Annotated in this window: 25 protein-coding genes; 14 read left to right on the forward strand and 11 right to left on the reverse strand. The window is 67.3% G+C overall.

The genetic code is table 11. The features are described 5' to 3' along the window. Positions 1–337 precede the first annotated feature (337 nt). The 3 genes from ABS642_RS01045 to ABS642_RS01055 all read right to left on the reverse strand — a co-directional run bounded on the left by ABS642_RS01045 (position 338) and on the right by ABS642_RS01055 (position 3,456). Complete coding sequence (locus ABS642_RS01045) at positions 338–814, reverse strand: hypothetical protein (RefSeq protein WP_350351934.1); 477 nt, start codon at positions 812–814, stop codon at positions 338–340. Positions 815–1,113: 299 nt separating this feature from the next. Beyond that, the gene (locus ABS642_RS01050; RefSeq protein WP_350351935.1) at positions 1,114–1,569 is read right to left on the reverse strand and encodes a hypothetical protein; all 456 of its coding nucleotides are present in this window, start codon (positions 1,567–1,569) and stop codon (positions 1,114–1,116) included. Between the two features lie 342 nt (positions 1,570–1,911). Then, on the reverse strand, positions 1,912–3,456 hold the full coding sequence (locus ABS642_RS01055) for a recombinase family protein (RefSeq protein WP_350351936.1): 1,545 nt from the start codon (positions 3,454–3,456) through the stop codon (positions 1,912–1,914). A 136-nt stretch (positions 3,457–3,592) separates the two neighbouring features. Here ABS642_RS01055 and ABS642_RS01060 point away from each other — a divergent pair, with 136 nt between their 5' ends. Genes ABS642_RS01060 through ABS642_RS01070 form a run of 3 tightly spaced genes read left to right on the forward strand, consistent with a single transcriptional unit; the run spans position 3,593 to position 4,840 of the window. Next, complete coding sequence (locus ABS642_RS01060; protein ID WP_350351937.1) at positions 3,593–3,994, forward strand: TadE/TadG family type IV pilus assembly protein; 402 nt, start codon at positions 3,593–3,595, stop codon at positions 3,992–3,994. After that, a complete protein-coding gene (locus ABS642_RS01065; protein ID WP_350351938.1) occupies positions 3,963–4,418 on the forward strand; it encodes a TadE family protein in 456 nt (151 codons plus the stop codon). The genes ABS642_RS01060 and ABS642_RS01065 overlap by 32 nt, the downstream gene beginning before the upstream one ends. Beyond that, on the forward strand, positions 4,415–4,840 hold the full coding sequence (locus ABS642_RS01070) for a pilus assembly protein TadG-related protein (protein WP_350351939.1): 426 nt from the start codon (positions 4,415–4,417) through the stop codon (positions 4,838–4,840). Before ABS642_RS01065 ends, ABS642_RS01070 begins: the two co-directional genes overlap by 4 nt. A 14-nt stretch (positions 4,841–4,854) precedes the next feature. On the opposite strand, the gene ABS642_RS01075 is transcribed toward ABS642_RS01070, so the two are convergent. Next, entirely contained in the window at positions 4,855–6,396 is a 1,542-nt protein-coding gene (locus ABS642_RS01075; protein ID WP_350351940.1) for an MFS transporter, read from the reverse strand. A 124-nt stretch (positions 6,397–6,520) separates the two neighbouring features. On the opposite strand from ABS642_RS01075, the gene ABS642_RS01080 reads away from it, so the two are divergent. Then, the gene (locus ABS642_RS01080; RefSeq protein WP_350351941.1) at positions 6,521–6,910 is read left to right on the forward strand and encodes a helix-turn-helix domain-containing protein; all 390 of its coding nucleotides are present in this window, start codon (positions 6,521–6,523) and stop codon (positions 6,908–6,910) included. A gap of 26 nt (positions 6,911–6,936) precedes the next feature. On the opposite strand, the gene ABS642_RS01085 is transcribed toward ABS642_RS01080, so the two are convergent. Both ABS642_RS01085 and ABS642_RS01090 read right to left on the reverse strand, forming a co-directional pair. After that, a complete protein-coding gene (locus tag ABS642_RS01085; protein WP_350351942.1) occupies positions 6,937–7,497 on the reverse strand; it encodes an NUDIX domain-containing protein in 561 nt (186 codons plus the stop codon). Beyond that, positions 7,494–8,723 (reverse strand): MFS transporter, encoded by a 1,230-nt coding sequence (locus ABS642_RS01090; RefSeq protein ID WP_350353487.1) that lies wholly within the window; start codon positions 8,721–8,723, stop codon positions 7,494–7,496. The genes ABS642_RS01085 and ABS642_RS01090 overlap by 4 nt, the downstream gene beginning before the upstream one ends. Positions 8,724–8,843: 120 nt before the next feature. On the opposite strand from ABS642_RS01090, the gene prfB reads away from it, so the two are divergent. Further along, the gene (gene prfB / locus ABS642_RS01095; RefSeq protein WP_350351943.1) at positions 8,844–9,953 is read left to right on the forward strand and encodes a peptide chain release factor 2; all 1,110 of its coding nucleotides are present in this window, start codon (positions 8,844–8,846) and stop codon (positions 9,951–9,953) included. Between the two features lie 74 nt (positions 9,954–10,027). Here prfB and ABS642_RS01100 read toward each other — a convergent pair whose 3' ends face one another. Both ABS642_RS01100 and ABS642_RS01105 read right to left on the reverse strand, forming a co-directional pair. Continuing rightward, positions 10,028–11,080: a DUF2510 domain-containing protein gene (locus ABS642_RS01100; RefSeq protein ID WP_350351944.1), complete on the reverse strand. Its 1,053-nt coding sequence runs from the start codon at positions 11,078–11,080 to the stop codon at positions 10,028–10,030. 46 nt (positions 11,081–11,126) lie between these two features. Continuing rightward, positions 11,127–12,488: a DUF2510 domain-containing protein gene (locus ABS642_RS01105; RefSeq protein ID WP_350351945.1), complete on the reverse strand. Its 1,362-nt coding sequence runs from the start codon at positions 12,486–12,488 to the stop codon at positions 11,127–11,129. A 176-nt stretch (positions 12,489–12,664) separates the two neighbouring features. Between ABS642_RS01105 and ftsE the strand changes: the two genes are divergently transcribed. From ftsE to smpB, 3 genes are read left to right on the forward strand one after another with little or no spacing between them, the layout of a single operon-like run. Next, positions 12,665–13,762 (forward strand): cell division ATP-binding protein FtsE, encoded by a 1,098-nt coding sequence (gene ftsE / locus ABS642_RS01110; RefSeq protein ID WP_350351946.1) that lies wholly within the window; start codon positions 12,665–12,667, stop codon positions 13,760–13,762. Then, positions 13,759–14,673 (forward strand): permease-like cell division protein FtsX, encoded by a 915-nt coding sequence (gene ftsX / locus ABS642_RS01115; RefSeq protein ID WP_282216671.1) that lies wholly within the window; start codon positions 13,759–13,761, stop codon positions 14,671–14,673. Before ftsE ends, ftsX begins: the two co-directional genes overlap by 4 nt. A gap of 57 nt (positions 14,674–14,730) precedes the next feature. Then, positions 14,731–15,207, forward strand: coding sequence for an SsrA-binding protein SmpB (gene smpB, locus ABS642_RS01120; protein WP_282216672.1), 477 nt, complete (start codon positions 14,731–14,733; stop codon positions 15,205–15,207). Positions 15,208–15,233: 26 nt separating this feature from the next. On the opposite strand, the gene ABS642_RS01125 is transcribed toward smpB, so the two are convergent. Beyond that, positions 15,234–17,099: a prolyl oligopeptidase family serine peptidase gene (locus ABS642_RS01125; protein WP_350351947.1), complete on the reverse strand. Its 1,866-nt coding sequence runs from the start codon at positions 17,097–17,099 to the stop codon at positions 15,234–15,236. Between the two features lie 141 nt (positions 17,100–17,240). Next, positions 17,241–17,927 (reverse strand): transcriptional repressor LexA, encoded by a 687-nt coding sequence (lexA, locus tag ABS642_RS01130; protein ID WP_116636347.1) that lies wholly within the window; start codon positions 17,925–17,927, stop codon positions 17,241–17,243. 288 nt (positions 17,928–18,215) lie between these two features. Between lexA and ABS642_RS01135 the strand changes: the two genes are divergently transcribed. Genes ABS642_RS01135 through hisH form a run of 4 tightly spaced genes read left to right on the forward strand, consistent with a single transcriptional unit; the run spans position 18,216 to position 20,963 of the window. Next, positions 18,216–18,596 carry a LysM peptidoglycan-binding domain-containing protein gene (locus ABS642_RS01135; RefSeq protein WP_350351948.1) on the forward strand — a complete coding sequence of 127 codons (381 nt, stop codon included), beginning with the start codon at positions 18,216–18,218 and terminating at the stop codon, positions 18,594–18,596. Between the two features lie 35 nt (positions 18,597–18,631). Then, positions 18,632–19,717: a histidinol-phosphate transaminase gene (locus ABS642_RS01140; protein ID WP_350351949.1), complete on the forward strand. Its 1,086-nt coding sequence runs from the start codon at positions 18,632–18,634 to the stop codon at positions 19,715–19,717. After that, complete coding sequence (gene hisB, locus ABS642_RS01145; protein WP_116636477.1) at positions 19,714–20,331, forward strand: imidazoleglycerol-phosphate dehydratase HisB; 618 nt, start codon at positions 19,714–19,716, stop codon at positions 20,329–20,331. Before ABS642_RS01140 ends, hisB begins: the two co-directional genes overlap by 4 nt. Continuing rightward, positions 20,328–20,963: an imidazole glycerol phosphate synthase subunit HisH gene (gene hisH / locus ABS642_RS01150; RefSeq protein WP_282216677.1), complete on the forward strand. Its 636-nt coding sequence runs from the start codon at positions 20,328–20,330 to the stop codon at positions 20,961–20,963. Before hisB ends, hisH begins: the two co-directional genes overlap by 4 nt. Before the next feature lie 10 nt (positions 20,964–20,973). Here hisH and ABS642_RS01155 read toward each other — a convergent pair whose 3' ends face one another. Continuing rightward, entirely contained in the window at positions 20,974–22,386 is a 1,413-nt protein-coding gene (locus tag ABS642_RS01155; protein WP_350351950.1) for an AAA family ATPase, read from the reverse strand. Between the two features lie 139 nt (positions 22,387–22,525). Between ABS642_RS01155 and priA the strand changes: the two genes are divergently transcribed. Further along, positions 22,526–23,272 (forward strand): bifunctional 1-(5-phosphoribosyl)-5-((5-phosphoribosylamino)methylideneamino)imidazole-4-carboxamide isomerase/phosphoribosylanthranilate isomerase PriA, encoded by a 747-nt coding sequence (gene priA, locus ABS642_RS01160; RefSeq protein WP_282216679.1) that lies wholly within the window; start codon positions 22,526–22,528, stop codon positions 23,270–23,272. Then, positions 23,256–24,074, forward strand: coding sequence for an SseB family protein (locus ABS642_RS01165; RefSeq protein WP_350351951.1), 819 nt, complete (start codon positions 23,256–23,258; stop codon positions 24,072–24,074). The genes priA and ABS642_RS01165 overlap by 17 nt, the downstream gene beginning before the upstream one ends. The last annotated feature ends 23 nt before the right edge of the window (positions 24,075–24,097 follow it).

The raw sequence follows: 24,097 nt of genomic DNA on the forward strand, positions 1-24,097 counted from the left end.
CGAGCTTCGAACAAAAGCGTTTGTTCAACGGAACCAGGCTCCCAGTCCGTCATGCCCTCGGGCGCTGGACCGCGAGCAAAGGCGGGTCCGTTAGGTGCCCATCGTCGGGCTTGCCCTTCCAGGTCATCTACGAGACTTAGCCATGAGTTACCGAATCTATCTTTTGAGCATTCGATAATGTCGGAACTCAAGGTGACCGTCTCGCCACGTACCGACGTGTGGACGAATGCCCCTAGCCAGTCCTCAGCCTTGGTACCAAAGTTGAATCCGGATCGTAGGAAATGAATCTGATCACCAGCGGCTAGTGGAATCGTGTTTTCTACAGTCTTCGTGTTCGTCATGATGTTAGTTCCTGATTCTTAGTTTCTTCGAGGGAGCGGGCTAGGTCTTCGAACTCCCCGGCAAGCTCGAATTGACCCTGCTTCCGTAGGTTTAGAACCATGTCGGTTGCTACGCCGGGAGCGTCGCGAATAACCTGCACAAGGGCGTTAACCACGGCGTCACCGTCCGCGAGGAGCGTAGCGGTATTCGAACCATCTACGCCCAGATACATAGAGATAGTTCTTGTCAAATGGTTGATAACCATCGAAGACTTTAGAACCAAGTTCGCGTTATTCGTCTCGACGCCCTGCCGACGCACCGCGTCCGCATCCCTTAGCGACTCGGCGGCTACTTCCACGTAATCGAGCACACGAGCTTTGTCAGAGTGAGTCTGGATTGTGCTCTTTCCCAGGCTGCTAGCTCTCCAGCGGTAAATGGCAGACTCGGAGATGCCGAAGTCTTTCGCAATGATTGCGACCGGCGTCGAGGACACCAAGGCGGCGTTAATCTCGTTGATACGGGGGTGTGAAACCAGGCTGGACGGTCTTGACAAGGGAGTGCTTTCCGGTAAAACGACGAATATTCGGGCGATGTAAGACGAACCTGACTAGGACTATTCCAAACCCTCTGTTTCAGGCCATATCGGGCTGGATCGGAGGAAATCTTGTCTGAGCTCTGTCGGTATTGTCGGAAACCTTTCGGTATTCCTACATCTACTATCGTCACAAATAGTCCGGCACCCCGGAACTTCCGGACGATTTCTGCACCCTCAGCCCTCCGGCTCCACCCGTGCTAAGCGGTCTCAGGTTCCAAGTACCAGGTATCGGCATCATGACGCTGTGCTTCCGTCATCGCCGCGCGTCTCCTCAGTGCTTCAGCCATGAACTCAAGGTGCTGAGCCTGTGCCTCTAGGTCGAGCGGGTCGGATGCGTCCTGCGCGAGAGCGGCCCTTTTCTTCATGAAGAGAAGCAAGTTCTTAATCTTCTTGTCGGCGTCGAAGTACGAGATAAGAGTCCCGGCACTGAGGGGTGCACCGTACGCCTGTAGCTCCAACTCTCCTACTTTGACCATTTGGTGCGGAGTGGCAGGGAGTTTCTTATTCAGTCGGTCAAACTCGGATGAAACATCCCCGTGTGACCACTGATGAAGCACGAGATTCTTAAACTCGGCTTGCTCTAGGTCTGTCATATCTTCATCCGCTCTTTCGCGAAGAGATAGAAGTGCCTTGTACTGCGATACTGTGCCCATGATCTTTGCCCTAATCTGTTCCTATTTATCCTTAACCTTCGGAGGATCACCGGTTCACTCCCTTGTGATTGTGATCTATTGATCTTCATGGCTTAGATATCTATAAGAACCAGTAGCGGCGAAGTCCGATTCCCTATTGTGTTACCATTCCTCGATCTTCACAGGAAACACCCAGGAATAGCACCCTTGAGAGGGAATACAAAACCCCCACACTGGATCAGGGCAGAGTCAGTGCGGGGGTTGTGTTAGCAAGAGAAGTACAGATGCTTGCCTTCTTCTATTCTACCGGACTTCAGCGTATTAGGGGCCTATAATCGCTCAAGTTTATGATTTGAGGTTCGGCTATGGTGAAGACGTGGAAGAGTGCACAGGATTCAACTCGACGCGATCAAACCCGCGACCGCCGCGCTTCACAACGGGTCTGTACCGTGATCGGATGAGAGCTTGCTTAGTCTCAAGCGGCACGTTATCCCAAATCGTCCCGAATCGGTCCACCCATTCGAGAACTTGTTCCTTGGACGTAAGCTCTCCTAGGGCCTCTACCTCCTCAAAGAAAGTTGTGAGGTCGCCCGATTGCCCCGCGTCGGCCAGGATCGCATCACGCTCACTGAGAAGTTGTTCCTTCTCCGCCTCTCTAGCTTTTAGGCTTCCCCGCAATTGTGCACGGATTCCCTTGAGGTCATGATCGGCAATGGACTCCGCAAGGTCGTCTATCGCCTCACGATTGGCCTTCAGTCGCGCGCTGAGCGCCTTTAACGCCGCCGTGTGGTCCGTACCCTTTGGAGACCGTACGCGGCCCTCCTTGACGTCTCGGAGGATAAGAGTTTCTAGCTCATCGTCAACCAACGGAGCGGCGATGGATGAATGTTTCTGAGTCTTGTCGTAGATGGTCTGCGAGCACTTGTAATGCCGGTACTCGTAGCGCGGACCGCCCTTCCGCTGGCTGTAGGAAATCGTTCCGTGCATGGGCGCTCCACACTCACAACGGAGGATGCCACCGAGGAGGGTCTGAGCGCGGGCACCCATGGGCGTCCCGGTCTTCACCTTGCCCTTGAGTGCTTCTAGTTCCTCTTCTGTGATGATCGGCTGAATCCGGCTCGCCGGAAGCCGCAAACCGTTGTGCGTCAGGATGCCAGCGTTTCGGTCACGGGTGAGTACGCGGTGAACCGTCGTCGCCGTCCAGTACGGGCGGGCCTTTTTCTTGATCCCGTCGCGGCCCGTCCGCTCGCGTCTCATGCCGTCCGTCAGCATCCCCAGCTTCGTCCAGTCCTGAGCCAGCTGGATCATGGATTTCCTACCGGCTAGGTAGTCGTCTGTGGCCTGTCGGATCAGGTCAGCCTCAGCCGGTCGGAGCGTGATCCGGTCGTCCTCATACCCGAAAGGCCGCGTACCCCAGAGAGGAGTCCCCTCCGCGCGCTCCCGGTCGTATCGACGCTTCTGCCGGGCCGACCTGATCCGTCCCTCGCGGCGACCAGACGCGAAGATCGAGACAGCCGTTTCCTCACCGGCAGGGGTAGAAGGGTCTAACGGTCCATCGGTATCGAGATACCAGGTAACGCCGCCGACCGATGACGCCTGAATCCACACGAGGCCGTCGAGGTAGGTGCGTGCCAGACGTTCACCTTCCACCGCGAGTAGAACATCGAAATCATGATCCCGGATCGCATCGAGGCAAGCGCGTGCGCCGGGCCGATTCTCTAACGTGGTGTCGTCAATCGCCTTTCCGGATGCCGCTATCCCGTCGTCATGGAAAACGTGCGCGTCGTCCACCGTCCAGCCTTCATCCTCCGCAATCTGTCGGAGCATGGCAATCTGGTTCTCAACCTTGGGAACTTGCTTGTCCTTCTTGCTGATCCGGGCATAGATTCCGGCTCGCTTGGCGTTCATAGGTGAAAGTTTACTCGCGGCTGGGTGCTGGTCACACTGATGACAGCCGGATTAGTCGTGCTGATCTGGGCAGTCGCGGGTCCTGCGCTCACCGCGCTGTTCGAGCAGGCGATCCAGCGGGTGTCCGGTCTCTGAGATGCATGCCCCTCGCGTGCTGCACGACGAGCGCGGTTCGAGCCCGGTCGAGTTCGTACTGGTGGGCACACTCCTCACTGTGCTCACGCTGGCGGTGCTGCAGCTCGCGTTGGCCGTTTACGTACGCAACGTCGTGCACGATGCGGCGGTCGAGGGGGCCTATCACGCCGCGCTCGCCGACACGAGCCTGGAAGAGGGTGCGGAGCGCTCGCGATCCGTGATCACCAGGGCGATCGGCGCATCGTATGCGGGAGACGTCGTCGTCGGAACCTCCGACGCGCTCGGACACGAGACCGTCGATGTGCGCATCCGCACGTCGCTCCCGGTGGTGGGTCTCATCGGGGTCCCCTACGCGATGGAGGTGGAAGCGCATGCACCGGTGGAGAGCCTGGGCGACGAATGACGAGGGGTCTGCCGCGCTCGAGTTCATCACCGTCGGCGTCATCCTGCTCGTCCCGCTCGTCTACCTCGTGATCGCTCTGGGCACGATCCAGGAGCAGACGCTCGGTGCGGAAGCGGCCGCGCGCCACACCGCCCGCGCGATCGCGATCGCACCGGACGCTGCCTCGGCGGCAGAGAACGGAGAGGCCGTCCTCGCGGGGATCATCGAGGAGTACGGCCTCGACCCGGAAGCGATCGACGTGTCGCTCTCATGTTCACCCGCCGGCGTCGATTGTCCGTCAGCCGGGGCCACGCTCATCGTGACCGTCGCCGCACAGGTGCGACTGCCCCTCGTGCCCCCGGTCTTCGGCCTGGATCGCGCGGCTTCCGTCACGGTACAGGCAGAGGCTGTGCAGAAGGTTTCCCGGCTGTGGGGTGCGGGATGACCACCGGTCGCGCTCGCCACGGGGAAGAGGATGGGAGCGTCCTGCTCCTCACGCTCGGCTACGTGCTCCTGGCGGTGACGGTCGTCTTCGTGTGCGTGTGCGCCACCGACCTGTACATCGCCCAGAAGCGGCTGGACGCGCTCGCCGATTCGGCCGCGCTCGCGGGAGCCGACGGGTTCACTCTCCAGGTGAGCGGTGACGACGTTCGAGCGGAGCTGACGGATGCCGGGGTGCAGGAACAGGCGTCCGCTCTCGTGGCCGCGCTCCCCGGAGATGCCGCGCTCGCCGCGGCAGGCACACCCGACGGTGTCTCGGCTCGCGTCACAGTGACGGCGACATGGCATCCGCCGCTCTTGTCGCCCTTCGTGCCGGACGGGGTGGAGCTGGCGTCGACCGCGACGAGCCGCACGGCGCTCGAGTGATGCGTCGGTGTCCTTCACCTGACGCCTCGTGGCTGTCGAAGACTGGCGAAGACGGTGGCGCTCGCGACGAGCAGAAGAGCCGCTCCGAGCCACGCCGCGCCGCCGAAGCTCGATGCGAACGCGTCCACGGCGACCACCCGGAGCGCATCTCCCAGGGGTGCAGGAAGGCCCTCCGACGCTTCCAGGGCCGCCGCGAGCGTCTCACGTGCGCCGTCGTAGGCGTCGACTGTTCCGCCGGCTTCCGTGCCCTGCGGGATGCCGGCGCGGTAGAGAGCGAATCCGAGGCTGCCCATGACTGCGATGCCGAGTGAGACGCCGATCTCCGTGCTCGTCTCGCTGAGCGCCGACGCCGACCCTGCCCGTTCCGCAGGCGCGGATCCCACCACCACGTCCGTTGCGAGAGCCGTCACGGGTCCGATCCCGGCGTAGGCGAGAGCGAAGCCGACCAGGATCACGGCCGTCTGCGCTCCCGTCTCGTTCACCCTCGACACCTGCGCGAGGACGACGAATCCGAGGGCGGAGACAGCGAGCGCCCCACCGACGATCAGCATCGGACGGATGCGGCGGGCGAGTACCGGCGCTAGGACGGAGGTGAGGATCAGGGCGGCGGCCCCCGGCAGCAGGAGAAGGCCCGAGATCAGCGGCGGATGGCCACCGACCAGCTGAAGATGCTGGGCGAGGAAGAAGTAGATCCCGCCGACGGCGAACGTGGCGATCAGGAGCGCGACGAGGCCGGCACGAACATCCGTCGCAGCGAAGAGACGGAGGTCGAGCAGCGGGTCCGACAGCCGACGCTGGCGGCGGACGAATGCGAACCCGAGAGCGACCCCGGTGAGCGCGGCGACGACCGAGGCCGGAGCGAGGCCATGCACGGTCATCTCCTTGATGCCGTATGTCTCCAGCAGCATGGCTGTGACGATGAGGGCCACACTCACGGCGTCGGGGAGCCCCGCAGATCGGTCTCGGTACTCAGGGAGCAGCAGCGGACCTGCGATCAGCAGGAGGAGCATCACGGGAACCCCGAGGAGGAACACCGAGCCCCACCAGAAATGCTCGAGGAGCGCTCCGCCGACGATCGGACCCAGCGCGATCCCGGCCGAGAACATGGTGGCCCAGATCCCGATCGCGAGGGCACGTCGATGCGGCTCCTGGAACATGCTGCTGATGAGCGCGAGCGTGGACGGCATGAGAGTCGCTCCGGCGATGCCCATGACCGCACGGCTGGCGATCAGCATCTCCGGAGTCGTGGAGAAGGCTGCGGCGGTGGATGCGATGACGAACGCGGCTGCTCCGACGAGGAGGAGCCGTCTTCGGCCCACGCGGTCCCCGAGCGAACCCATCGTCACGAGGAAGCCGGCGATCATGAACCCGTAGATGTCGATGATCCAGAGAAGCTGGTTCGACGTCGGTCGGAGATCCTCGCTCAGCCGTGGAACGCCGAGGTGCAGCACGGTGATGTCCAGTGACAACAGGAGTGTGGGAAGGGCCAGCACGGCAAGGCCCAGCCACTGCTTCGTGCCTGACTTGACGGCTGTGGTCGACGGTGAGCGGTTCATGGATCTCTCTGCCTCTTCTCTTCTCAATCCGTGGCGTGAGACCCATACTGGAATCCACCCCCGTATCGGGGAAGTACCCACTAATTACTGCGGTACTTACTTTTTGGTAAGTGGAGGACAGGGTATGACGACCAAGGCGCGATGCGGACCGTACGTCTGCGGCATCGATGCGGCGCTCGATGTGGTGAGCGGCAAGTGGAAGGGCCTGATCCTCTGGGAGCTCGTCGAGCACGGCACCATGCGCTTCGCACAACTGCGCCGAGCGCTGCCGGGTGTGAGCGAGAAGATGCTGACGCAGCATCTGCGCGAGATGGAACAGGACGGCCTCGTCCACCGGAAGGTGCACGCCGAGGTGCCTCCGAAGGTCGAGTATTCCCTGACGGATTCAGGGATCGCCCTCAACGCCGCGCTCGAACCGCTCGGCGATTGGGGGCGCGAACGCATCCTGCGTGACGAGATCACTCTGGTGGATCACGCCGACGCACCACGGATGCCGCGGCCCCAGGCCGTGTGATCAGGAGCGACGCGAAGGAAGGCCTACTAGCGCTGCGATCGCAACCGTTCGAGCAGTCCCGCCAGCCGCGGCTCGAGTTGCGCCGGCACCTCGGCGGGTAGTGCGTCGACAGGCCACCAGCGCACATCCTCGGACTCGTCGCTCACGGTCAGCGCGAGCTGGGGGTCGACGATCACCGCGATCCCGATGTCGAGATGGGAGGCGCAGCGTCCGAACGAGGACGAGAGCCCGTGGTGATCCAAGTCGTAGGCCAGGGGAGAGGTCGGCACGGCCGTCTCGATGCCCGTCTCCTCGCGCAGCTCGCGCAGCGCGGCCTCCACGATCGACGCGTCACCATCCTCCGCGTGCCCTCCCGGCTGCACCCAGAACCGACCCTTGCCGTGGAAGACGAGCAGGGTCTGCGTGAGCGTCTCGTCGAACACGACGCACGAGGCGGTCGCATGGTCGGGGCCGGACTCCCGCCGCACGGGCCCGTCGTCGTCGGAGAAGAACGAGGCGAAGTCCTCCTGCGCCGCGCGATCCCGCTCCGACCTCGGCAGGAACTCGGCGACCAGCCGATGCACGTCGGCGGACAGCACCCGGCTCATTCGTTCTCCGTCTCCGGCCGCGCGCGCGGCACGAACCTCGGGATCCAGCGCAGGAATCCGGCAGCACCGAGAAGACTGATGACGCCCATCGCGGCGGCAGCGAACGGCAAGGCCGACACCGCGGTGATCGCGGCGACCAGCAGCGGGGCGATCGCTCCACCGGCATCCGTCAGAGTCCTCCAGGAGCCGAGGAACGCCGCGGGCTCGCGCTTCGGTGCGACGTCGGCGCCGAGAGTCAACAGGATGCCGCTCGACAGTCCGTTCCCCACGCCGAGCACGCCCGCGAACAGGCCGAACCAGAGCACCGACGCGTCGAGGTCGTGCGTGAACGACATCGCGAGGAACCCCGCACCCATCAGCACCATCGCCGGCATCGCCGCCCACAGGCGGCCGAAGCGGTCCATCACCTGGCCGCTCGCGTAGAACAGAGCGAAGTCGATCGCGCCGGAGACGCCGACCACGATCGCGATGGTCGTGGCGTCCAGCCCGAGCGACAGGCCCCACAGGGGAAGCACGACCTGCCGTGCCGACCGCACCGCCGACAGTGAGGCCGCCGCCAGCCCGAGGCGGCCGAGCACGGCCCGCTGCCGCCACATCGTCTGGAAGATGCCCGCGCGCTCGATCGTCGGAATCGACCCGCTGACCGACTCGCCGGAGTCCTCGGCGTACCGCACCTGCGTGATCGCCGGGATCGTCTTCTCGGGGTCTGGTCCGAGCAGCACGAGCAGCACCATGGCGACCAGGCAGCCCAGGAAGAACCAGATCGCGGCCTGCTCGTTGCCGAAGAGCTGCAGGAGGCCGGCGGCGATGAACGGGCCGATGAAGATGCCCAGGCGGAAGCTCCCGCCCAGCAGCGACAGCGAACGCGCTCGGAACACCACGGGCACGCGCGTGGTCATGAACGCGTGCCGCGCGAGACCGAACGCCGCAGCGCACATCCCGAGGAGGAAGACGGATGCCGTGAGCACGCCGAGTGACGGGGCGAGCACCATGCCGACCGCGGCGAGGATCGCGATCACCCCGGCGATCACCATCGTGAACCTCTCGCCGATGCGCCCCACGGCCCATCCGGCGGGGAGATTGCCGCACAGCTGTCCGATCACGAGGGCGGACGCGACGAGCGCCGCGAACGCGACATCCGCTCCCATCGACGCCGCGATCACCGGGATGAGCGGGATGACCGCGCCCTCGCCCACGGCGAAGAGGATCGTCGGCAGGTACACCATCGGCCCGAACTGTCGAAGGACGGTCGATGCGCTGCTCACGCACTCACGCTACCCCCGTCCGCGGATGCCGCGAGACGCGGCGTCCCCGCGCGAGCAGGTGGCACGTTAGGCTGAGGTGTCATGCTCGAACTAGATCTCTCCGCCGAAATCCAGGCGCTCAGGCACACCTTCGGCGACATCAGCGAGGTCGTCGATGTCTCCCACCTCCGCGACGAGATCGCGAGGCTCAGCGAGGAAGCCGGCGCCCCCGACCTCTGGGACGATACCGAGCGCGCGCAGAAGGTGACCAGCGCCCTCAGCCATCGCCAGTCCGAGCTCGCCCGGATCACCGGCATCGCCTCGCGGCTCGACGACCTCGAGGTGCTCATCGGGCTCGCCAACGAGATGGGTGACGAGGAATCCGCGCAGGAGGCCCGCACCGAGCTCGCCGCGCTCACCGACGTGATCAACCAGCTCGAGGTGCAGACGCTCCTCGACGGCGAATACGACGAGCGCTCCGCCATCATCACGATCCGCTCGGGAGCCGGCGGCGACGACGCCACCGACTTCGCCGAGATGCTCATGCGCATGTACCTGCGCTGGGCCGAGCGCCACAAGTACCCCGTGAAGGTGATGGACACGTCCTACGCGGAGGGTGCGGGTATCAAGTCGGCGACCTTCGAGATCGATGCGCCCTACGCGTTCGGCACGGTGTCGGTCGAGGCCGGCACACACCGTCTCGCCCGCATCAGCCCCTTCGGATCGGCCGACAAGCGCCAGACGTCGTTCGCCGCCGTCGAGGTCATTCCTCTGATGGAAGAGGCGACCGAGGTCGAGATCCCCGAGAACGACATCCGCGTGGATGTCTTCCGCTCGTCCGGCCCCGGTGGACAGTCGGTGAACACGACCGACTCGGCCGTACGCCTCACGCACCTCCCGACCGGCATCGTCGTGTCGATGCAGAACGAGAAGTCGCAGATCCAGAACCGCGCGGCCGCCATGCGCGTGCTGCAGACCCGCCTCCTGCTGCTGCAGAAGGAACAGGAAGCGGCGAAGAAGAAGGAGCTCGCGGGCAACATCACCGCCAGCTGGGGCGACCAGATGCGCTCGTACTTCCTCTACGGCCAGCAGCTCGTCAAGGACCTCCGCACCGGGCAGGAGTCCGGAAACCCGGCAGCCGTGTTCGACGGCGACCTCGACGACTTCATCTCGGCCGGCATCCGCTGGCGCAAGCGCAAGATCGAGGACTGAGTCCACGGCGCGAACCTCTCAAGCCGAAGGCCCGGATGCTGGGAGCATCCGGGCCTTCGGCATTGTGGTGGGCGTCAGCGTGCGGCTCCGGCGAGCGATCCGGTGACATCGCCGCGGTTGTCATAGACAGAGCATTGGACGACGCGGTCATCCACCTTGTTCCAGGTGTACTGAGTCGGTGTGACCGGGTAGAAGTCGAGCTCAGAATCGGCATAGGCGATGCCGATGAAGTCCGCGAAAGCTTCTTCGCAGCGCGAGGTGGCTTCGTCGAGCACCGCGTCATCGCCGGGGTACTCCCCGTCAGCCAGGTCGAATTCGAAGTAGACCTCGTCGGCGTGAGGCAGGTCGCAGGAGACCACGCGAACCTGCGCGACATCGGCACCGGGTTGATCGGTGGGCAGGCAGTCGCCGACCTTCACTTCCCACCAGTCGACGAGGTCGCCTTCAGTGGTCGTCTCGGCGTCGGGCGAAGGGGACGGGGAATCGGTCGCGACGGGGCGAGGCCGGTCCTCGCTCTCGTCCGGCGAGGCCCACGTCTGGGCCCCCAGCGAGATGAGCGAGATAGCGGCGGCCACGATCGCCCCGACCACTCCCACAGCCATGCCGGTGATCCCCGGCCATTTCGCACCTCGGAGGAAGACGGAGACGAGCGCCAGCACGAAACCGAGTGCGAGCAGACCCCACCCCGCGATCGCGACGATCGGGATGCACGCGAGCACGACGCCGAGCACGACGGCAACCAGACCGATCAGACCGAGGACCGAGATGCGGGATTTCGGCTTCGACGGGGGAGCGGAGGGCGCTGCCCCGGGAAAGCCGCCGTAGGCGGGATTCCCGACCCCGCTCGGCGCGACCCCGGCGGAGGGAGCCCCCGGAGTCTGCGTCGAAGGCAGCGTGTACGGCGCGGCGAACGCTTCCGGAGTCGGCACGGCCGGCGCGACCGGCTCTTCCGGAGTCGGCACGGCCGGCGTGACCGCCGCCTCCTCTGCGCGGGCGGCCTCCGGAGCTGAATCAGGCGCGGTCGGAGTTGCCGTGGCAGCGCGCACGTGCGCTGTCCACTGCACCCCGTCCCACCACCGCAGGCTCCCGGACCCGTCGTCGTACCAGCCGGCAGGAGTCGTCGTCATCGATCTTCCCTGTTCTCTGCGATGTTTCTCTGTCGGCGTTCGGCGATCAGCCGGCCGAGGGCTCCACCGTCACCCGTGCGACCTCCTGCAGGAGTTCGTCGGTGATGATGATGACATACGACCCGCTCTGGGCGACGTCGAACGAGACCGTTCCCTGCGTCGTCTGTCCGGCGGGAAGCTCGCTGGACTCCAGAGTCGCATCGCCGAAGATGTCGTAGTCGCCCGGGGCACCCTCGGCTGTCTCGATGGAGAAGTAGAGCGGGTTGACGTAGGTCGTGCCGTCGAGCGTCTTCCACGTCAGATCGACGAGCAGGTAGCCGCCGTTACTCGGGTCGAAGCCGGAGTCGTTCGTCGGGCTCCAGGTCGCGGAGTTCACCGTCACCTCGCCGGTGCCGGACATCTGCTGCACGGTCACGGGCTCGCCCATGCTGCCTTCGGCGACATCTGCGGGCGGCGCGCTCTCGTCGGTGCCCTCATCGGTGCCCGTGTCGGAGGTGGAGATCGGGTCCGGGATCGCGTCCTCGATCTGGTTCGCGAACGCGAGGCCGACGACGACGACCGTCACGATCGCAGCGATGATCGCACCGAGGATGGCGACTCCGAGGCCGGTGATGCCCGGCCACTTCTTGCCCTTGAGGAAGAGGGAGATGATGGACACGATGAACCCGGCGCCCAGCAGGATCCATGCAACGCCCAGCGTGAACGGGATGAAGGCGAGGATCAGGCCGAGAGCCGCGAGCCCGAGCCCGACGAGTCCGAGGACCGACATCTTCTTCGGGCCGGTCGGAGCAGGCGCCGCATACGGCGCAGACGCCGGGTATCCGCCGGCGGCATAGGCCCCGGCGGAGGGGTAGGCGCCCCCGCTGGCCGGGTAGGCGCCGGGAGCAGCAGGGTAGGCCGGAGCCGCGGATCCGGGATAGGCCGGTGCTCCGCTCTGCGGGATCGGAGGGACCGGCGGGACCGCCGCGGTCGAACCCGGGTACGGGGCGCCTCCCAGCGGAGTCGTGGGGGCGGTGGCGCCGGGAGCGGCGAAGGCCGCGGTCTGCGACGCATCGTCGGCAGGAGCAGGCGACCAGGCCTGCGGGGGCTCGGGCGCGACGACTGCCTCCTCGACGGCCTCCGGCGCGGACGTGACGGCCGTGTGGTCGGGCGTCGCCGGGGTCTCGGCGGCGGCGGCGGGAGTATCGACGGCGGCGGCGGACTCCGCAGAGGGAACCTGCTCTGCGACGGTCGTGTCGGCGGCGGGGGTCTCTTCGATGGCGGGCGCTTCGGGCTCGGCCGGAACCTCGGGAGCGGCAGCCTCGGGAGCAGCAGGAGCCTCGGGAGCGAAGTGCTCCGTCCACTGCTGGCCGTCCCACCAGCGCTGGCGTCCGGATCCGTCGTCGTACCAACCGGCAGGTGTCGTCATGGTGTCCCCCTCGAAGTCCTCGGCGCGCGGAATCGCGTGTATCGCCACTCCATGTATAGCAGTGGAGGACGACGTCGATCAGGCCGACATCGTGCGGACGTTTCCGGATGGCAGCGTCCGCCGCGCGGGGTGTCGCTCGCGGCATGCCGAGAGGCGGCGCTTAGGCTCGTAGCGCCATGATTCGGTTCGAGAACGTCACGAAACACTACCGCGGGACGTCGAAGCCCGCGCTGTCCGGTGTCGACTTCGAAGTGCAGCGCGGGGAGTTCGTCTTCCTCGTCGGCGCCTCGGGTTCCGGCAAGTCCTCCTGTCTGAGGTTGATCCTGCGCGAGGACGTGCCCACGTCGGGCCGCGTCGCCGTGCTCGGGCGCGATCTGCGTTCCCTTGCCAACGGGAAGGTGCCGTACTTCCGACGTCACATCGGCTCGGTGTTCCAGGACTTCCGGCTCCTCCCGTCGAAGACGGTGTACCAGAACGTGGCGTTCACGCTGCAGGTGACCGGTTCTTCGCGCGGGTTCATCCAGCAGGCGGTTCCCGAGGCGCTCGCCCTCGTCGGGCTCGACGGCAAGCAGAAGCGGATGCCGCACGAGCTGTCCGGCGGTGAGCAGCAGCGCGTCGCGATCGCCCGTGCTCTCGTCAACCGGCCGCAGGTGCTGCTCGCCGACGAGCCCACCGGAAACCTCGACCCCGGGACATCGGTCGACATCATGCAGCTGCTCGCCCGCATCAACGCCGGCGGCACCACCGTGCTGATGGCCACGCACGAGGCCGGCTTCGTCGACGCGATGCAGCGTCGCGTGATCGAGCTCAGCGACGGCGAGATGGTGCGCGACGAGGTGCACGGCGGTTACGGCGACACCTCGAACATCCCGCGGCTCGTGCCGGAGGAGGTGCGCGGCGCCGCGGCGGCCGCCGCTCTGACGGCCGTGCAGGAGGTGCAGCGGCAGACCGCCGACCTCTCCGTGGTCCGTGCCGCTCTCGCCGAGGAGCTCGACGCGCAGCGCAAGGCCGCGGCGTCCGCTCCGGCCCCCGTCGCGCAGACCGCACCAGCCTTCACCCGGCCGACGGAACCCGGAGCGCAGAAGGCGGATGCCGTGGCCCCCGTCCCCTCGGACGAGGCGCGCCGCGCACCGGTCGAGGAGCAGACGCCGGCCGCCGTCGGTCCGCGCACGCACCCGATCGTCCTCCCGCAGGTCGACGTCGCTGAACTCGGCGTCGCCGATCGCCTCGGCCTGTCCGACGACGATGCCGAGGAAGTGGGCCCGACCTCATGAGAATCGGTCTGATCCTCACCGAGGCCCTGGGCGGCCTGCGGCGCAACATCTCCATGGTGATCTCCGTCGTGCTCGTCACGTTCGTGTCGCTGACCTTCGTCGGCGCGGCGATCCTGATGCAGTCGCAGATCGGCGTCATGCGCGGCTACTGGGCGGAGCGCGCCCAGGTCGCGGTGTACATGTGCTCGGCGGTCTCCGAAGCGGACACGTGCATCGACGGCACGGCGAGCGAAGAGCAGGTCGAGGCCGTCCGCGCGCAGCTGGAAGGCGAGGCCCTCGCTCCGCTGATCAGCTCGATGACCTTCGACACCAGGGAAGAGACGTACCAGAAGCTCGTCGACCAGCTCGGCGCTGATCAGGCGAGCGTGCTGACGCCCGACCAGGCATTCGAGGTGTTCTTCGTCACGATGAAGGACCCCGGCCAGTCGCAGGTGCTCGCCGAAGCCTTCAGCGGCCAGGCGGGAGTCGAGCAGGTGCAGGACCAGCTCCAGTACCTCGAACCGCTCTTCTCCGCGCTGACCGTCGCGACCTACATCGCGGTCGGCATCGCCGTGCTGATGCTCATCGCGGCGACGCTGCTGATCGGCACGACCATCCGATTGTCGGCCTATGCGCGGCGGAAGGAGATCGGCATCATGCGCCTCGTCGGCGCCTCGAACCGCTTCATCCAGACGCCATTCGTGCTCGAGGGCGTGTTCGCCGCCTTCCTCGGTTCCGCACTCGCCAGTGCGGCGGTGGTGGCCGGCGTGCACTTCGGCGTGAACGGGTATCTGCGCGGGCGCGTGCCCTTCATCACGACGTGGATCACGATGGGGGACGCCGCACTGGTGGTGCCCGTCCTGATCGGCATCGGCGTGATCCTCGCCGCGCTCTCGGCCGGCTTCGCGATCCGTCGCTGGCTGCGCACCTGACGCCTCCTGCACCTGATGTAGGCTGGTGGGCTGGCCACAACAGAGAGCAGGAGCATCATGCCCAGGGAACGCGGGGAGAAGGTCGTCGCGACCAATCGTCGCGCACGTCACGACTACAACATCGAGAAGTCGTACGAGGCGGGAATGGTGCTCACCGGCACCGAGGTCAAGTCGCTGCGCCAGGGGCGCGCCAACCTCAGTGACGGCTACGCGTTCGTGAAGGGCAACGAGGTGTTCCTCGACTCCGTGCACATCCCGGAGTACTCGCAGGGGCACTGGACCAACCACTCCGCGAAGCGCATCCGCAAGCTGCTGCTGCATCGCGCGGAGATCGAGAAGATCGCCCACGCCGTCTCGGCCGGCGGCTACACGCTGATCCCGCTGAAGCTCTACTTCTCCGACGGTCGCGCCAAGGTCGAGATCGCTCTCGCCAAGGGCAAGCGCGAGTTCGACAAGCGGCAGACCCTGCGCGAGCGTCAGGACACGCGCGAGGCCGACCGGGCCATGCGTCTGCGCAACCGCGTCGGCGAGTAGTCGCGCGCCTCAGACGGCCCCGCGCTTCAGAGGCTCGGGGTGAAGGCGAACACCCGCCCGAGGAACGCCAGTTCGCGTTCCAGCGCGTTCACGATGGTCGTCCCGCTGCGGAACCCGTGCCCTTCGCCGGGATAGACGACGTATTCGTGATCGATGCCGTTGGCGGCGAGTGCGTCGCGGATCGCTTCCGACTGCGCGGGCGGCACCACGCGGTCGTCTCCGCCCTGCATCAGCAGCACGGGAACGTCGATGCGTTCCGCGTGTGTGAGGGGTGAACGCTCGATGTAGAGACCTTCGGCCTCCGGAAGCGGGCCGACGAGTCCGGTGATGTAGTGCTCCTCGAAGCCGTGCGAGTGCTCCGCGAGCATCCGGAGGTCCGCGACGCCGTAGCGGCTGATCCCGGCGGCGAACGTGCCCCCGCGCACCAGCGCCGAGAGGACGGTCCAGCCCCCTGCCGAGCTTCCACGGATCGCGATGCGCGAGGGATCCGCGAGACCCGCGTCCGCGAGGCCCCGCGCCGCGGCGATCACGTCGTCGACGTCGACGACGCCCCACTGCCCGTGCAGGCGGTCGCGGTAGGCGCGACCGTAGCCGGTGGAGCCTCCGTAGTTGACGTCGAGCACGCCGATGCCGCGGCTCGTGTAGAAGGCGATCGCGGCGGACGCGGCGCCGGTGACGTGCGCCGTCGGACCCCCGTGCACGAAGACCACGTACGGAGGCAGCTCTCCCGCCGGCGCCGCGGCCTCGGGGTTGGCCGGCGCGTATGCGAACGCGTGTACGGGGCCATGGGATCCCGCCACGAGGATCGGTGCGGCCGGCGGCATCCAGGCCGTGTCGACCGGTTCTCCGCCCGTGACGGCGACCGTCTCGCCGGAGTCCAGGTCGACGCACCAGACGCCGGGCGTCGTCGTCGAGCTGTTGCCGGAGAGCAGCACGCGCGAGCCGGACACGTCGTCGACGCTCACGTGGCCGTCGCAGGGGACATCGAGTGTGCGGGTGGTGCCGTCAGCGGCGATCTCGACGACCTCATCGCGGCCGTTCGTACGCACGGCGACGATGCGGCCGTCATCGAGGGGCTGGTACCAGCGGTTGCCGAGCACCCAGAGGCCGTAGCCGGTGTCGGCGTCGCTCGAAGTGATCGCCTCCGGAGTGTTCACACGCGCCAGCGGGTCCAGGGACAGACGCTGCAACTGCCAGCGGCCGGTCGGGTCGTCGGCGTAGAGCAGCTCGGTGTCGCTCACCCATTCGGGCTGGAGGGCGGCGGTGGTCGAGACCGATGCGAACGACTGGTTCCCGATCGTCGTGACCGAAAGGAGTGCACTCTCCCACGGCATCCGCACCCCGCTCCACTCGACCCACGCGATCCGTGCCCCATCGGGGGAGAGAGCGGGATGCGCGAAGAACGCACTGCCCTGCACCAGGACGCCGATCGCCGTCGGATCGTCTGCCGCAGACCCGTCCGTCGGGATCTCCACGATCCCGCGGATCTGCGGATCTCCGCGAAGGTCCTCCCGCACGGCGAGAAGGCGCCCCTGCTGCAGGCTGAGCCCACCGTGCGATGACCCCGCGGCGGTGAGCGGCATCGGAGATGCACCAGGCGCGAGCCGGTAGACGCGCTGGTCGCCCGCGTCGACGAAGTACAGCGTGCCATCGGCATCCGCCGTCCAGGCCCCGCCCCCGTACTCGTGCACGCGCGACCGCGCACTCCACGGCGCGGGGAGGATCACCGCGCCGTTCGAGCTGCGGACGGTCACGCGCCCTCCCTCGGCAGGGACCGACTCGCCCCACCAGATCTCCGAGCCGACGAACCGTGCGCCGTCGATGCGAGGAGCGGATCCCGCGACGGATGCGGCGGAGAAGGGGGAAGGCCAGGAACCGTACGGTGACGACATGTTTCGAGCCTAGGCGGCATGCGCTGCGGCGCGTGAGCTGTGCATGTCCGGGCACGCTGTGAAAGCGAAAGCCGCCCTCCTGAACGTCCAGGAGGGCGGCTTTCGTGGTCGTGATCGACGGATGCCGGTCGACCATGCCGGTCAGACCGCGCGGAGCACCGCCACGACCTTGCCGAGCACGGTGGCCTCGTCGCCGAGGATGGGCTCGAACGCGGAGTTGCGGGGGAGCAGCCAGGTGTGCCCGTCGCGGCGGCGGAAGGTCTTCACCGTCGCCTCGTCGTCGAGCATGGCGGCGACGATCTCGCCGTTCTCCGCGCTGTTCTGCGAGCGGATGACGACCCAGTCGCCGTCGCAGATCGCCGCATCGATCATCGACTCGCCCGAGACCTTGAGCATGAAGAGGTCGCCCTTGCCCACCAGCTGGCGGGGGAGAGGGAAGATCTCCTCGACCTGCTGCTCCGCGGTGATGGGTACGCCCGCCGCGATCCGGCCGACGAGGGGGACGAGTGCGGCATCGCCGACCGGTGTGGCCACGTCTGCCGGGTTCTCGCCGCTCGTGCCGGGAAGGTCGATCAGCACCTCCATCGCGCGGGTCTTGCCCGGGTCGCGGCGGAGGTAGCCGCTCAGCTCGAGCTGACCGAGCTGGTGGGTCACGCTCGAGAGCGACTTGAGCCCGACCGCGTCGCCGATCTCGCGCATGCTCGGCGGGTAGCCGTGGTGGGCGATGGAGGTCTGGATGACCTCGAGGATCGCCATCTGCTTCGGGCTGAGGCTCTTCCGACGGCGCGTCCGAGGAGCCTCCTGCTCCGGGGCTGAGTTCTCGCTCATGATGCTCCTTCAGTACGCGATCCGACGTTCCTCTTCGAATGTCGGAGGCCCGTGGTGGGGTGTTCTTATCGAAACCGTATCCGAGTATCGGGCCGATCTGGAAGATCTGTTCGAGCGTGTCGGAAGATTCGGGGATCCGATTTCGAAGAACAGTTGACAGATGTTCGAACTCGAAGATATCTTCGGAACGTAGCTTCGCATTCACGGCTCCCGGCCGAGATGCGAATGCGAACGCTACGCCAACTTCACCGCCGGCCCAGCCGACGGGGACTGGGTAAGGAGCCCGACATGAGCAGCATCAGCATCAGCACCGCAGCGGTCATCCCGGCACGTCCGGCGACGCGGTCGCGGTTGCGACTGACCGCTCGTGGCCGTGGCGTCCTGCTGGCCGTCGCCGCGGTTCCGCTCGCGATCGGCATCGCGGTCGCAGCGATCAGCGGTGGCAGCGCCATCGCCGCGAGCGACGACACCGCAGGCAGCTTCAGCACGGCCGACTTCCAGACGGTGACGGTCCTCCCGGGCGACACGCTCTGGTCGATCGCGAACACGGTCGCCCCGACCGCCGACCCGCGAGACGTGATCGGCGAGATCAGCCGGCTCAACATGCTGCGCGGTGGAGCACTGCAGATCGGCCAGGAGCTCGCGATCCCGGCGCAGTACGCGGACTGACGTCACGCGGTGGGCACGCGGCCTAGCATGGAAGGGTGACTTCCTCACTCGACGCCCTCCCGCTCCGTGATGATCTGCGCGGGCTCACCCCGTACGGTGCGCCGCAGGCACCACTCCCGATCGCGCTGAACGTCAACGAGAACACGCATCCGGTTCCCGACGCTGTCGCGAGCGACATCCTCGACGACATCGCCGTCGCGCTCCGCGATGTGAACCGGTACCCGGATCGCGAGTTCACGACACTGCGAGAGGGATTCGCGGATTACCTCGGCCACGGTCTCATGCCGGATCAGATCTGGGCGGGCAACGGCTCCAACGAGGTCCTCCAGCACATCCTCCAGGCCTTCGGCGGCCCCGGACGCACGGCGTTCAGCTTCGCCCCGACGTACTCGATGTACCCGCTCATCTCGCAGGGCACGGGTGCGCGCTGGATCGCCGGCACGCGCCAGCCGGACTACACGATCACGCCCGACGAGGCGGCGGAGCAGGTCCGCGCGGTTGATCCCGACGTGATCCTGCTGTGCTCGCCGAACAACCCGACGGGCACCCCGCTCGGACTCGACGTGATCGAAGCGGTGTACGAAGAGGCACGCGGCATCGTCGTCGTGGACGAGGCCTATCAGGAGTTCGCGCCGCGCGACGCGGCATCCGCTCTGACCCTGCTCGAGGGGCGTCCGCGCCTCGCCGTCTCGCGAACGATGAGCAAGGCGTTCGCGTTCGCCGGCGCCCGCGTGGGGTACCTCGCAGCGGATCCGGCCTTCATCGACGCGCTGCGCCTCGTGCGGCTGCCGTATCACCTCAGCGCCCTCACCCAGGCGGCCGCGGTCGCGGCACTGCGCAACTCCGACGTCATGCTCGGCATGGTCGAGGAGATCATCGAGCAGCGCGACCGCATCTCGGCGACGCTCGAGGCTCTGGGCTACACGCCTCACGAGTCCTGGTCGAACTTCGTGCTCTTCGGCGGCGTCGCCGACCCTCGTGCGACGTGGCAGCAGCTCTACGATCGGGGCGTGCTCATCCGCGACGTCGGCATTCCCGGCCACCTCCGCGTGACGGCCGGCACGGAGGCCGAGACGACCGCGTTCCTCGACGCCCTCGCCTCGATAGGATCGGCTTCATGAGCACTCTCGCCCAGAACCCGCGCACCGCGAGCCGTGTGCGCAGCACGTCGGAGTCCACCGTCGAGCTCGAACTGAACCTCGACGGCACCGGTGCATCGCGCATCGACACCTCCGTGCCGTTCTTCGACCACATGCTCACCGCCTTCGCGAAGCACTCGCTGACCGACCTCACGGTCCGCGCATCGGGCGACACGAACATCGACGCGCACCACACCGTCGAAGACGTCTCCATCGTGCTCGGCCAGGCCATCCTGCAGGCACTCGGCGACAAGTCCGGCATCTCCCGCTACGGCGATGCGCTGGTCCCGCTCGATGAGGCTCTCGCGCAGGCCGTCGTCGACATCTCCGGACGCCCGTACCTCGTGCACGAGGGGGAGCCGGCAGGGTTCGAGCACCACCTCATCGGCGGGCACTTCACGGGATCGCTCGTGCGCCACGTGTTCGAGGCGATCGCCTTTAACGCCGCCCTGACGGTGCACGTCCGCGTGCTCGGAGGTCGCGACCCCCACCACATCGCCGAGGCGGAGTTCAAGGCCTTCGCCCGCGCGTTCCGGCAGGCCAAGGCCCTCGATCCGCTGGTCGACGGCGTGCCCTCGACCAAGGGCGCGCTGTGAGCCGAGCGCCCAGGGTCGCCGTCTTCGACTACGAGTCGGGCAACGTCCACTCGGCCGTCAAAGCCCTCGTCGCCGCGGGCGCGGATGCCGTCCTCACCCGCGATCGCAAGGAGTCGCTCGAGGCCGACGGGCTCCTGGTTCCAGGCGTCGGGGCGTTCCAGGCCGTGCGCGACGCGCTGCACGCGCATGGGGGAGACGAGATCATCGACCGTCGCCTCGCCGGTGGCCGACCGGTGCTCGGCATCTGCGTCGGCATGCAGGTGCTGTTCACGCACGGCGTCGAGCGCGGCCACGACACCGAAGGACTCGGCGAGTGGCCCGGTGCGGTCACCGAGCTCAACGCCCCGGTGCTGCCGCACATGGGCTGGAACACGGTCGAACCCGGTGCCGACAGCATCCTGTTCCGCGGAATCGAGCAGGAGCGCTTCTACTTCGTGCACTCGTACGCCGCGCAGTCCTGGGAACTCGACGTCATCCCGCCGTTCCCTCAGCCCGTGCTCACCTGGTCGACGTACGGCGACCCGTTCCTCGCCGCCGTGGAGAACGGTCCGCTCTCGGCGACGCAGTTCCACCCCGAGAAGTCGGGCGAAGCCGGCATCCAGCTGCTGCGGAACTGGGTCGAAAGCCTCTGACGGCGACGGCTCAGAAGTCTCGGGCGACCGATGCTCCGGCGGCCAGCCAGGCGCGCTGGGTACGCTTCGCGAGTGCGCCGTAGCGCAGGTGCCCATCGACCATCTCGTGGTCGAACGGGATGCTGACGACGTCGCGGGCCAGCGCCCGATAGCCGCTCACGACGTGCTCGATGTCGGCCGCGGTCGCCTTGGGGTCGGCCTGGGAGACCACGACGACCGACTCCCGAGCGAGCCGCGCTGAACGCTCGTCGCGATCCTCGAGCGCCTCGAGGAGCAGTGCGCCGGCCTCGGCGTGATCGGCGCGCGTGGTCGTGGCGACCACCAGCTGATCCGCGTGGTCGATCATGCGGAGCCACATGGGATCGGATTCGTCGTTGCCCGAGTCGATGATGATCAGTCGGTAGAACTTCGCCGCCACGGCATGGATGGCGTCGACGTCGTCCGGACGCAGCCGGTTCTCGTGCGCGAGCCGGATGGGCTTCGAGCGCAGCACGTCGTACTTCTCCCGAGGCTGGTGGTGCATGAAATGCGCGAGGTCGGCAGATTGGGCGCCGGTGCCGAGCAGTCTTCCGGCTTCGGGGAGGAGCTCGAGCAGCGTGCGGTCGTGCGGTCCGGTGTCGGTGCGCCAGCCCAGTGTGCCGCGCGTCTGATTGTTGTCCCAGGCCAGGACGCCGGCGCCGCCGTACCGCGCGAACACCGCGGAGAGCAGGATCGTCGTCGGTGTCTTGCCTGCGCCGCCCTTGCCGTTCACGACGGCGATGGTGCGCGGGCCGGGCCAGTGCTGGCTCACCGCGAGTTCGTCGTCGCGCGCCGACTGCTCCTCGGCCGAAGGGCGCACGCGGAAGCCGAGCCGGCTCAGGACGCCGCGGGCTCCTTCGCGCGCCGGCTCCTCCGGGCGCTCCGTCTGGAGGAACGAGTTCCGCTCGCGCAGCTCACGGCGGGACACCGGTTCGACGACGGGCGCCGCACCTGGTGCCGACGCGAAGACGGGATGGGGCGCGGCGGGAGGCACCGCGAAGGACGGCGCGGCCGGTGCCGGCGAGGCGGCGGGAGGTGCGGCGGGTGCCGGTGCGGCGGGCGCCGACGTGACGACCGGAGGTGCGGCAGGCGCGGAGGGGACGACCGGGGGTGTGGCCGGCGCAGGGGGCGTGGGCGTCGACGTGACCAGAGGAGGCGATGCGGGCGCCGGCGCGACAGGCCTCGGCACGGTGTCCTCGGGGAACTGATCGTCGCGGTCCTCCGCCAGGCGCACCTCGCGGGCGGCGGCCCGTGTCCGGCGATACGGCGGCTGCGCCGCTGTCGGCAGCGGCGGCACCGGGGGGACATCGGCCGGGAAGAGGGGGACGGACTCGACGAGCGGCGGCTGATCCCCGCCCGCGGGCGGGGTCGCGGAGGGCGTGGCGTCTTCGTGCTGTCCGGACATGATCCCTCAGCCTAGCTCCTGCATTTCGCGCGCATTTCTCCGCATTTGGAGGCCGACCTCGGTCGCGGTACCCTCAGTTCTCGTGCGTCCGAGACGGGTGTGCCGGACCACGGATCTGAAATTCCGAGCTTAGGAACCCATGAACGACTTCGCGCAGTCCCCCTCGCTCACCCTTCTCCCCGCGGTCGATGTCGCCGGCGGCAAGGCGGTCCGTCTGACGCAGGGCGAGGCCGGAACGGAGACGAGCTACGGCGACCCGCTGGATGCGGCGGGGGAGTGGGTGTCCCAGGGTGCCCAGTGGATCCACCTCGTCGACCTCGACGCCGCCTTCGGACGCGGCAGCAACGCGCCGATCCTCCGTAAGGTCATCAAGCAGTTCAAGCACGTCAACGTCGAGCTCTCCGGCGGCATCCGCGACGACGCGACGCTGGAGGCGGCACTGGAGAGCGGTGCGACCCGCATCAACCTCGGCACCGCAGCGCTCGAGAATCCGGAGTGGGCCGCCGACGTGATCGGCCGCTACGGCGAGGCGATCGCGGTGGGCCTCGACGTGCGCGGCACGACGCTCGCCGCTCGTGGCTGGACGAAGGAGGGCGGTGACCTCTGGGAGGTGCTCGACCGCCTCGAGGATGCCGGGTGCAGCCGTTACGTCGTCACCGACGTCACCAAGGACGGCACGCTGCGCGGCCCGAACCTGGAGCTGCTGCGCGAGGTGGCCTCGCGCACGCCCAAGCCGGTCGTCGCCTCGGGTGGCATCTCGAACCTCGACGACATCGCTGCGCTCCGCGAGCTCGTGCCGCTCGGCATCGAGGGCGCGATCGTCGGCAAGGCGCTGTACGCCGGGGCGTTCACGCTGGCTGAGGCGCTGGATGTCGCAGGGGACTGACGACGCCTGCGGGCACGGTGACCACGGTCACGATGCCGCAGCCCCCGGGAACACCGGCGACTCCGCCGGTGTGCCTTGGGAGGGGCGGAGCTTCGAGTCGAATCCGCACACAGACGACGACGGGTCCGCGGATCCGGCGCTGCTCGCCGCGCTGCTGCGCTTCCGCGCCGGTGACGGCAGTCAGGTCGACGTCGTCGACGCCTTCCGCTCCGCACGCGTGCTGATCCCCCTGGTCGCCGAGAAGGGCGACGAGGGCGTCGGCCCCACCGGTCTCACAGTCGACAAGACCCAGGAGCTCTCGATCGTCACGGTCGCCGCTCCTGACGGTCGCCGCGTGCAGCCGGTGTTCTCGTCGGTCGAGTCGATGCAGCGGTGGGATCCCGCGGCGCGCCCGATCCCCGTCGAGGCGACGAGAGCGGCTCTTGCCGCATCCGCCGACGACACCGACCTCATCGTGCTCGATCCGACATCCGACACGGAGTTCGTCATCCGCCGCCCGGCCGTGTGGGCGATCGCGCAGGGACATGTGTGGGAGCCGAGCTTCCTCTCACCCGAGGTGTTCGGCGCTCTCCAGGACAGCGTGGCGCACGAGCTCGCCGTGATCGACGTCGCGGTCGCCGCCGGTGACCCGGATGCGCGCCTGCGCGGTCCGGAGCTGATCGTGATCCTCGAACTCGTCGACGGTCTGGAGCGCGAGGTGCTCGACGCCGTCCTTGCGCGGCTGGCACAGCGCTGGGCGTCCGACGATCGCATCGCGGTGCTCGCCGACTCCCTGACGGTGAAGCTGCGCCGCAGCGCCTGATCCGCTGTCGCTAGGGTGGCGTC

This window comes from Microbacterium sp. A8/3-1, from assembly GCF_040267695.1.
GTDB classification, from domain to species: domain Bacteria; phylum Actinomycetota; class Actinomycetes; order Actinomycetales; family Microbacteriaceae; genus Microbacterium; species Microbacterium luteolum.

Excerpts from the sequence above, each read along its gene's own strand:
- ABS642_RS01050 (WP_350351935.1), bottom strand. The coding sequence starts at position 1,569 with ATGGGCACAGTATCGCAGTACAAGGCACTTCTATCTCTTCGCGAAAGA.
- ABS642_RS01055 (WP_350351936.1), bottom strand. The coding sequence starts at position 3,456 with ATGAACGCCAAGCGAGCCGGAATCTATGCCCGGATCAGCAAGAAGGAC.
- ABS642_RS01060 (WP_350351937.1), top strand. The coding sequence starts at position 3,593 with ATGCATGCCCCTCGCGTGCTGCACGACGAGCGCGGTTCGAGCCCGGTC.
- ABS642_RS01065 (WP_350351938.1), top strand. The coding sequence starts at position 3,963 with ATGCACCGGTGGAGAGCCTGGGCGACGAATGACGAGGGGTCTGCCGCG.
- ABS642_RS01070 (WP_350351939.1), top strand. The coding sequence starts at position 4,415 with ATGACCACCGGTCGCGCTCGCCACGGGGAAGAGGATGGGAGCGTCCTG.
- ABS642_RS01075 (WP_350351940.1), bottom strand. The coding sequence starts at position 6,396 with ATGAACCGCTCACCGTCGACCACAGCCGTCAAGTCAGGCACGAAGCAG.
- ABS642_RS01080 (WP_350351941.1), top strand. The coding sequence starts at position 6,521 with ATGACGACCAAGGCGCGATGCGGACCGTACGTCTGCGGCATCGATGCG.
- ABS642_RS01085 (WP_350351942.1), bottom strand. The coding sequence starts at position 7,497 with ATGAGCCGGGTGCTGTCCGCCGACGTGCATCGGCTGGTCGCCGAGTTC.
- ABS642_RS01090 (WP_350353487.1), bottom strand. The coding sequence starts at position 8,723 with ATGGTGTACCTGCCGACGATCCTCTTCGCCGTGGGCGAGGGCGCGGTC.
- prfB (WP_350351943.1), top strand. The coding sequence starts at position 8,844 with ATGCTCGAACTAGATCTCTCCGCCGAAATCCAGGCGCTCAGGCACACC.
- ABS642_RS01100 (WP_350351944.1), bottom strand. The coding sequence starts at position 11,080 with ATGACGACGACTCCTGCCGGCTGGTACGACGACGGGTCCGGGAGCCTG.
- ABS642_RS01105 (WP_350351945.1), bottom strand. The coding sequence starts at position 12,488 with ATGACGACACCTGCCGGTTGGTACGACGACGGATCCGGACGCCAGCGC.
- ftsE (WP_350351946.1), top strand. The coding sequence starts at position 12,665 with ATGATTCGGTTCGAGAACGTCACGAAACACTACCGCGGGACGTCGAAG.
- ftsX (WP_282216671.1), top strand. The coding sequence starts at position 13,759 with ATGAGAATCGGTCTGATCCTCACCGAGGCCCTGGGCGGCCTGCGGCGC.
- smpB (WP_282216672.1), top strand. The coding sequence starts at position 14,731 with ATGCCCAGGGAACGCGGGGAGAAGGTCGTCGCGACCAATCGTCGCGCA.
- ABS642_RS01125 (WP_350351947.1), bottom strand. The coding sequence starts at position 17,099 with ATGTCGTCACCGTACGGTTCCTGGCCTTCCCCCTTCTCCGCCGCATCC.
- lexA (WP_116636347.1), bottom strand. The coding sequence starts at position 17,927 with ATGAGCGAGAACTCAGCCCCGGAGCAGGAGGCTCCTCGGACGCGCCGT.
- ABS642_RS01135 (WP_350351948.1), top strand. The coding sequence starts at position 18,216 with ATGAGCAGCATCAGCATCAGCACCGCAGCGGTCATCCCGGCACGTCCG.
- hisB (WP_116636477.1), top strand. The coding sequence starts at position 19,714 with ATGAGCACTCTCGCCCAGAACCCGCGCACCGCGAGCCGTGTGCGCAGC.
- ABS642_RS01155 (WP_350351950.1), bottom strand. The coding sequence starts at position 22,386 with ATGTCCGGACAGCACGAAGACGCCACGCCCTCCGCGACCCCGCCCGCG.
- priA (WP_282216679.1), top strand. The coding sequence starts at position 22,526 with ATGAACGACTTCGCGCAGTCCCCCTCGCTCACCCTTCTCCCCGCGGTC.
- ABS642_RS01165 (WP_350351951.1), top strand. The coding sequence starts at position 23,256 with ATGTCGCAGGGGACTGACGACGCCTGCGGGCACGGTGACCACGGTCAC.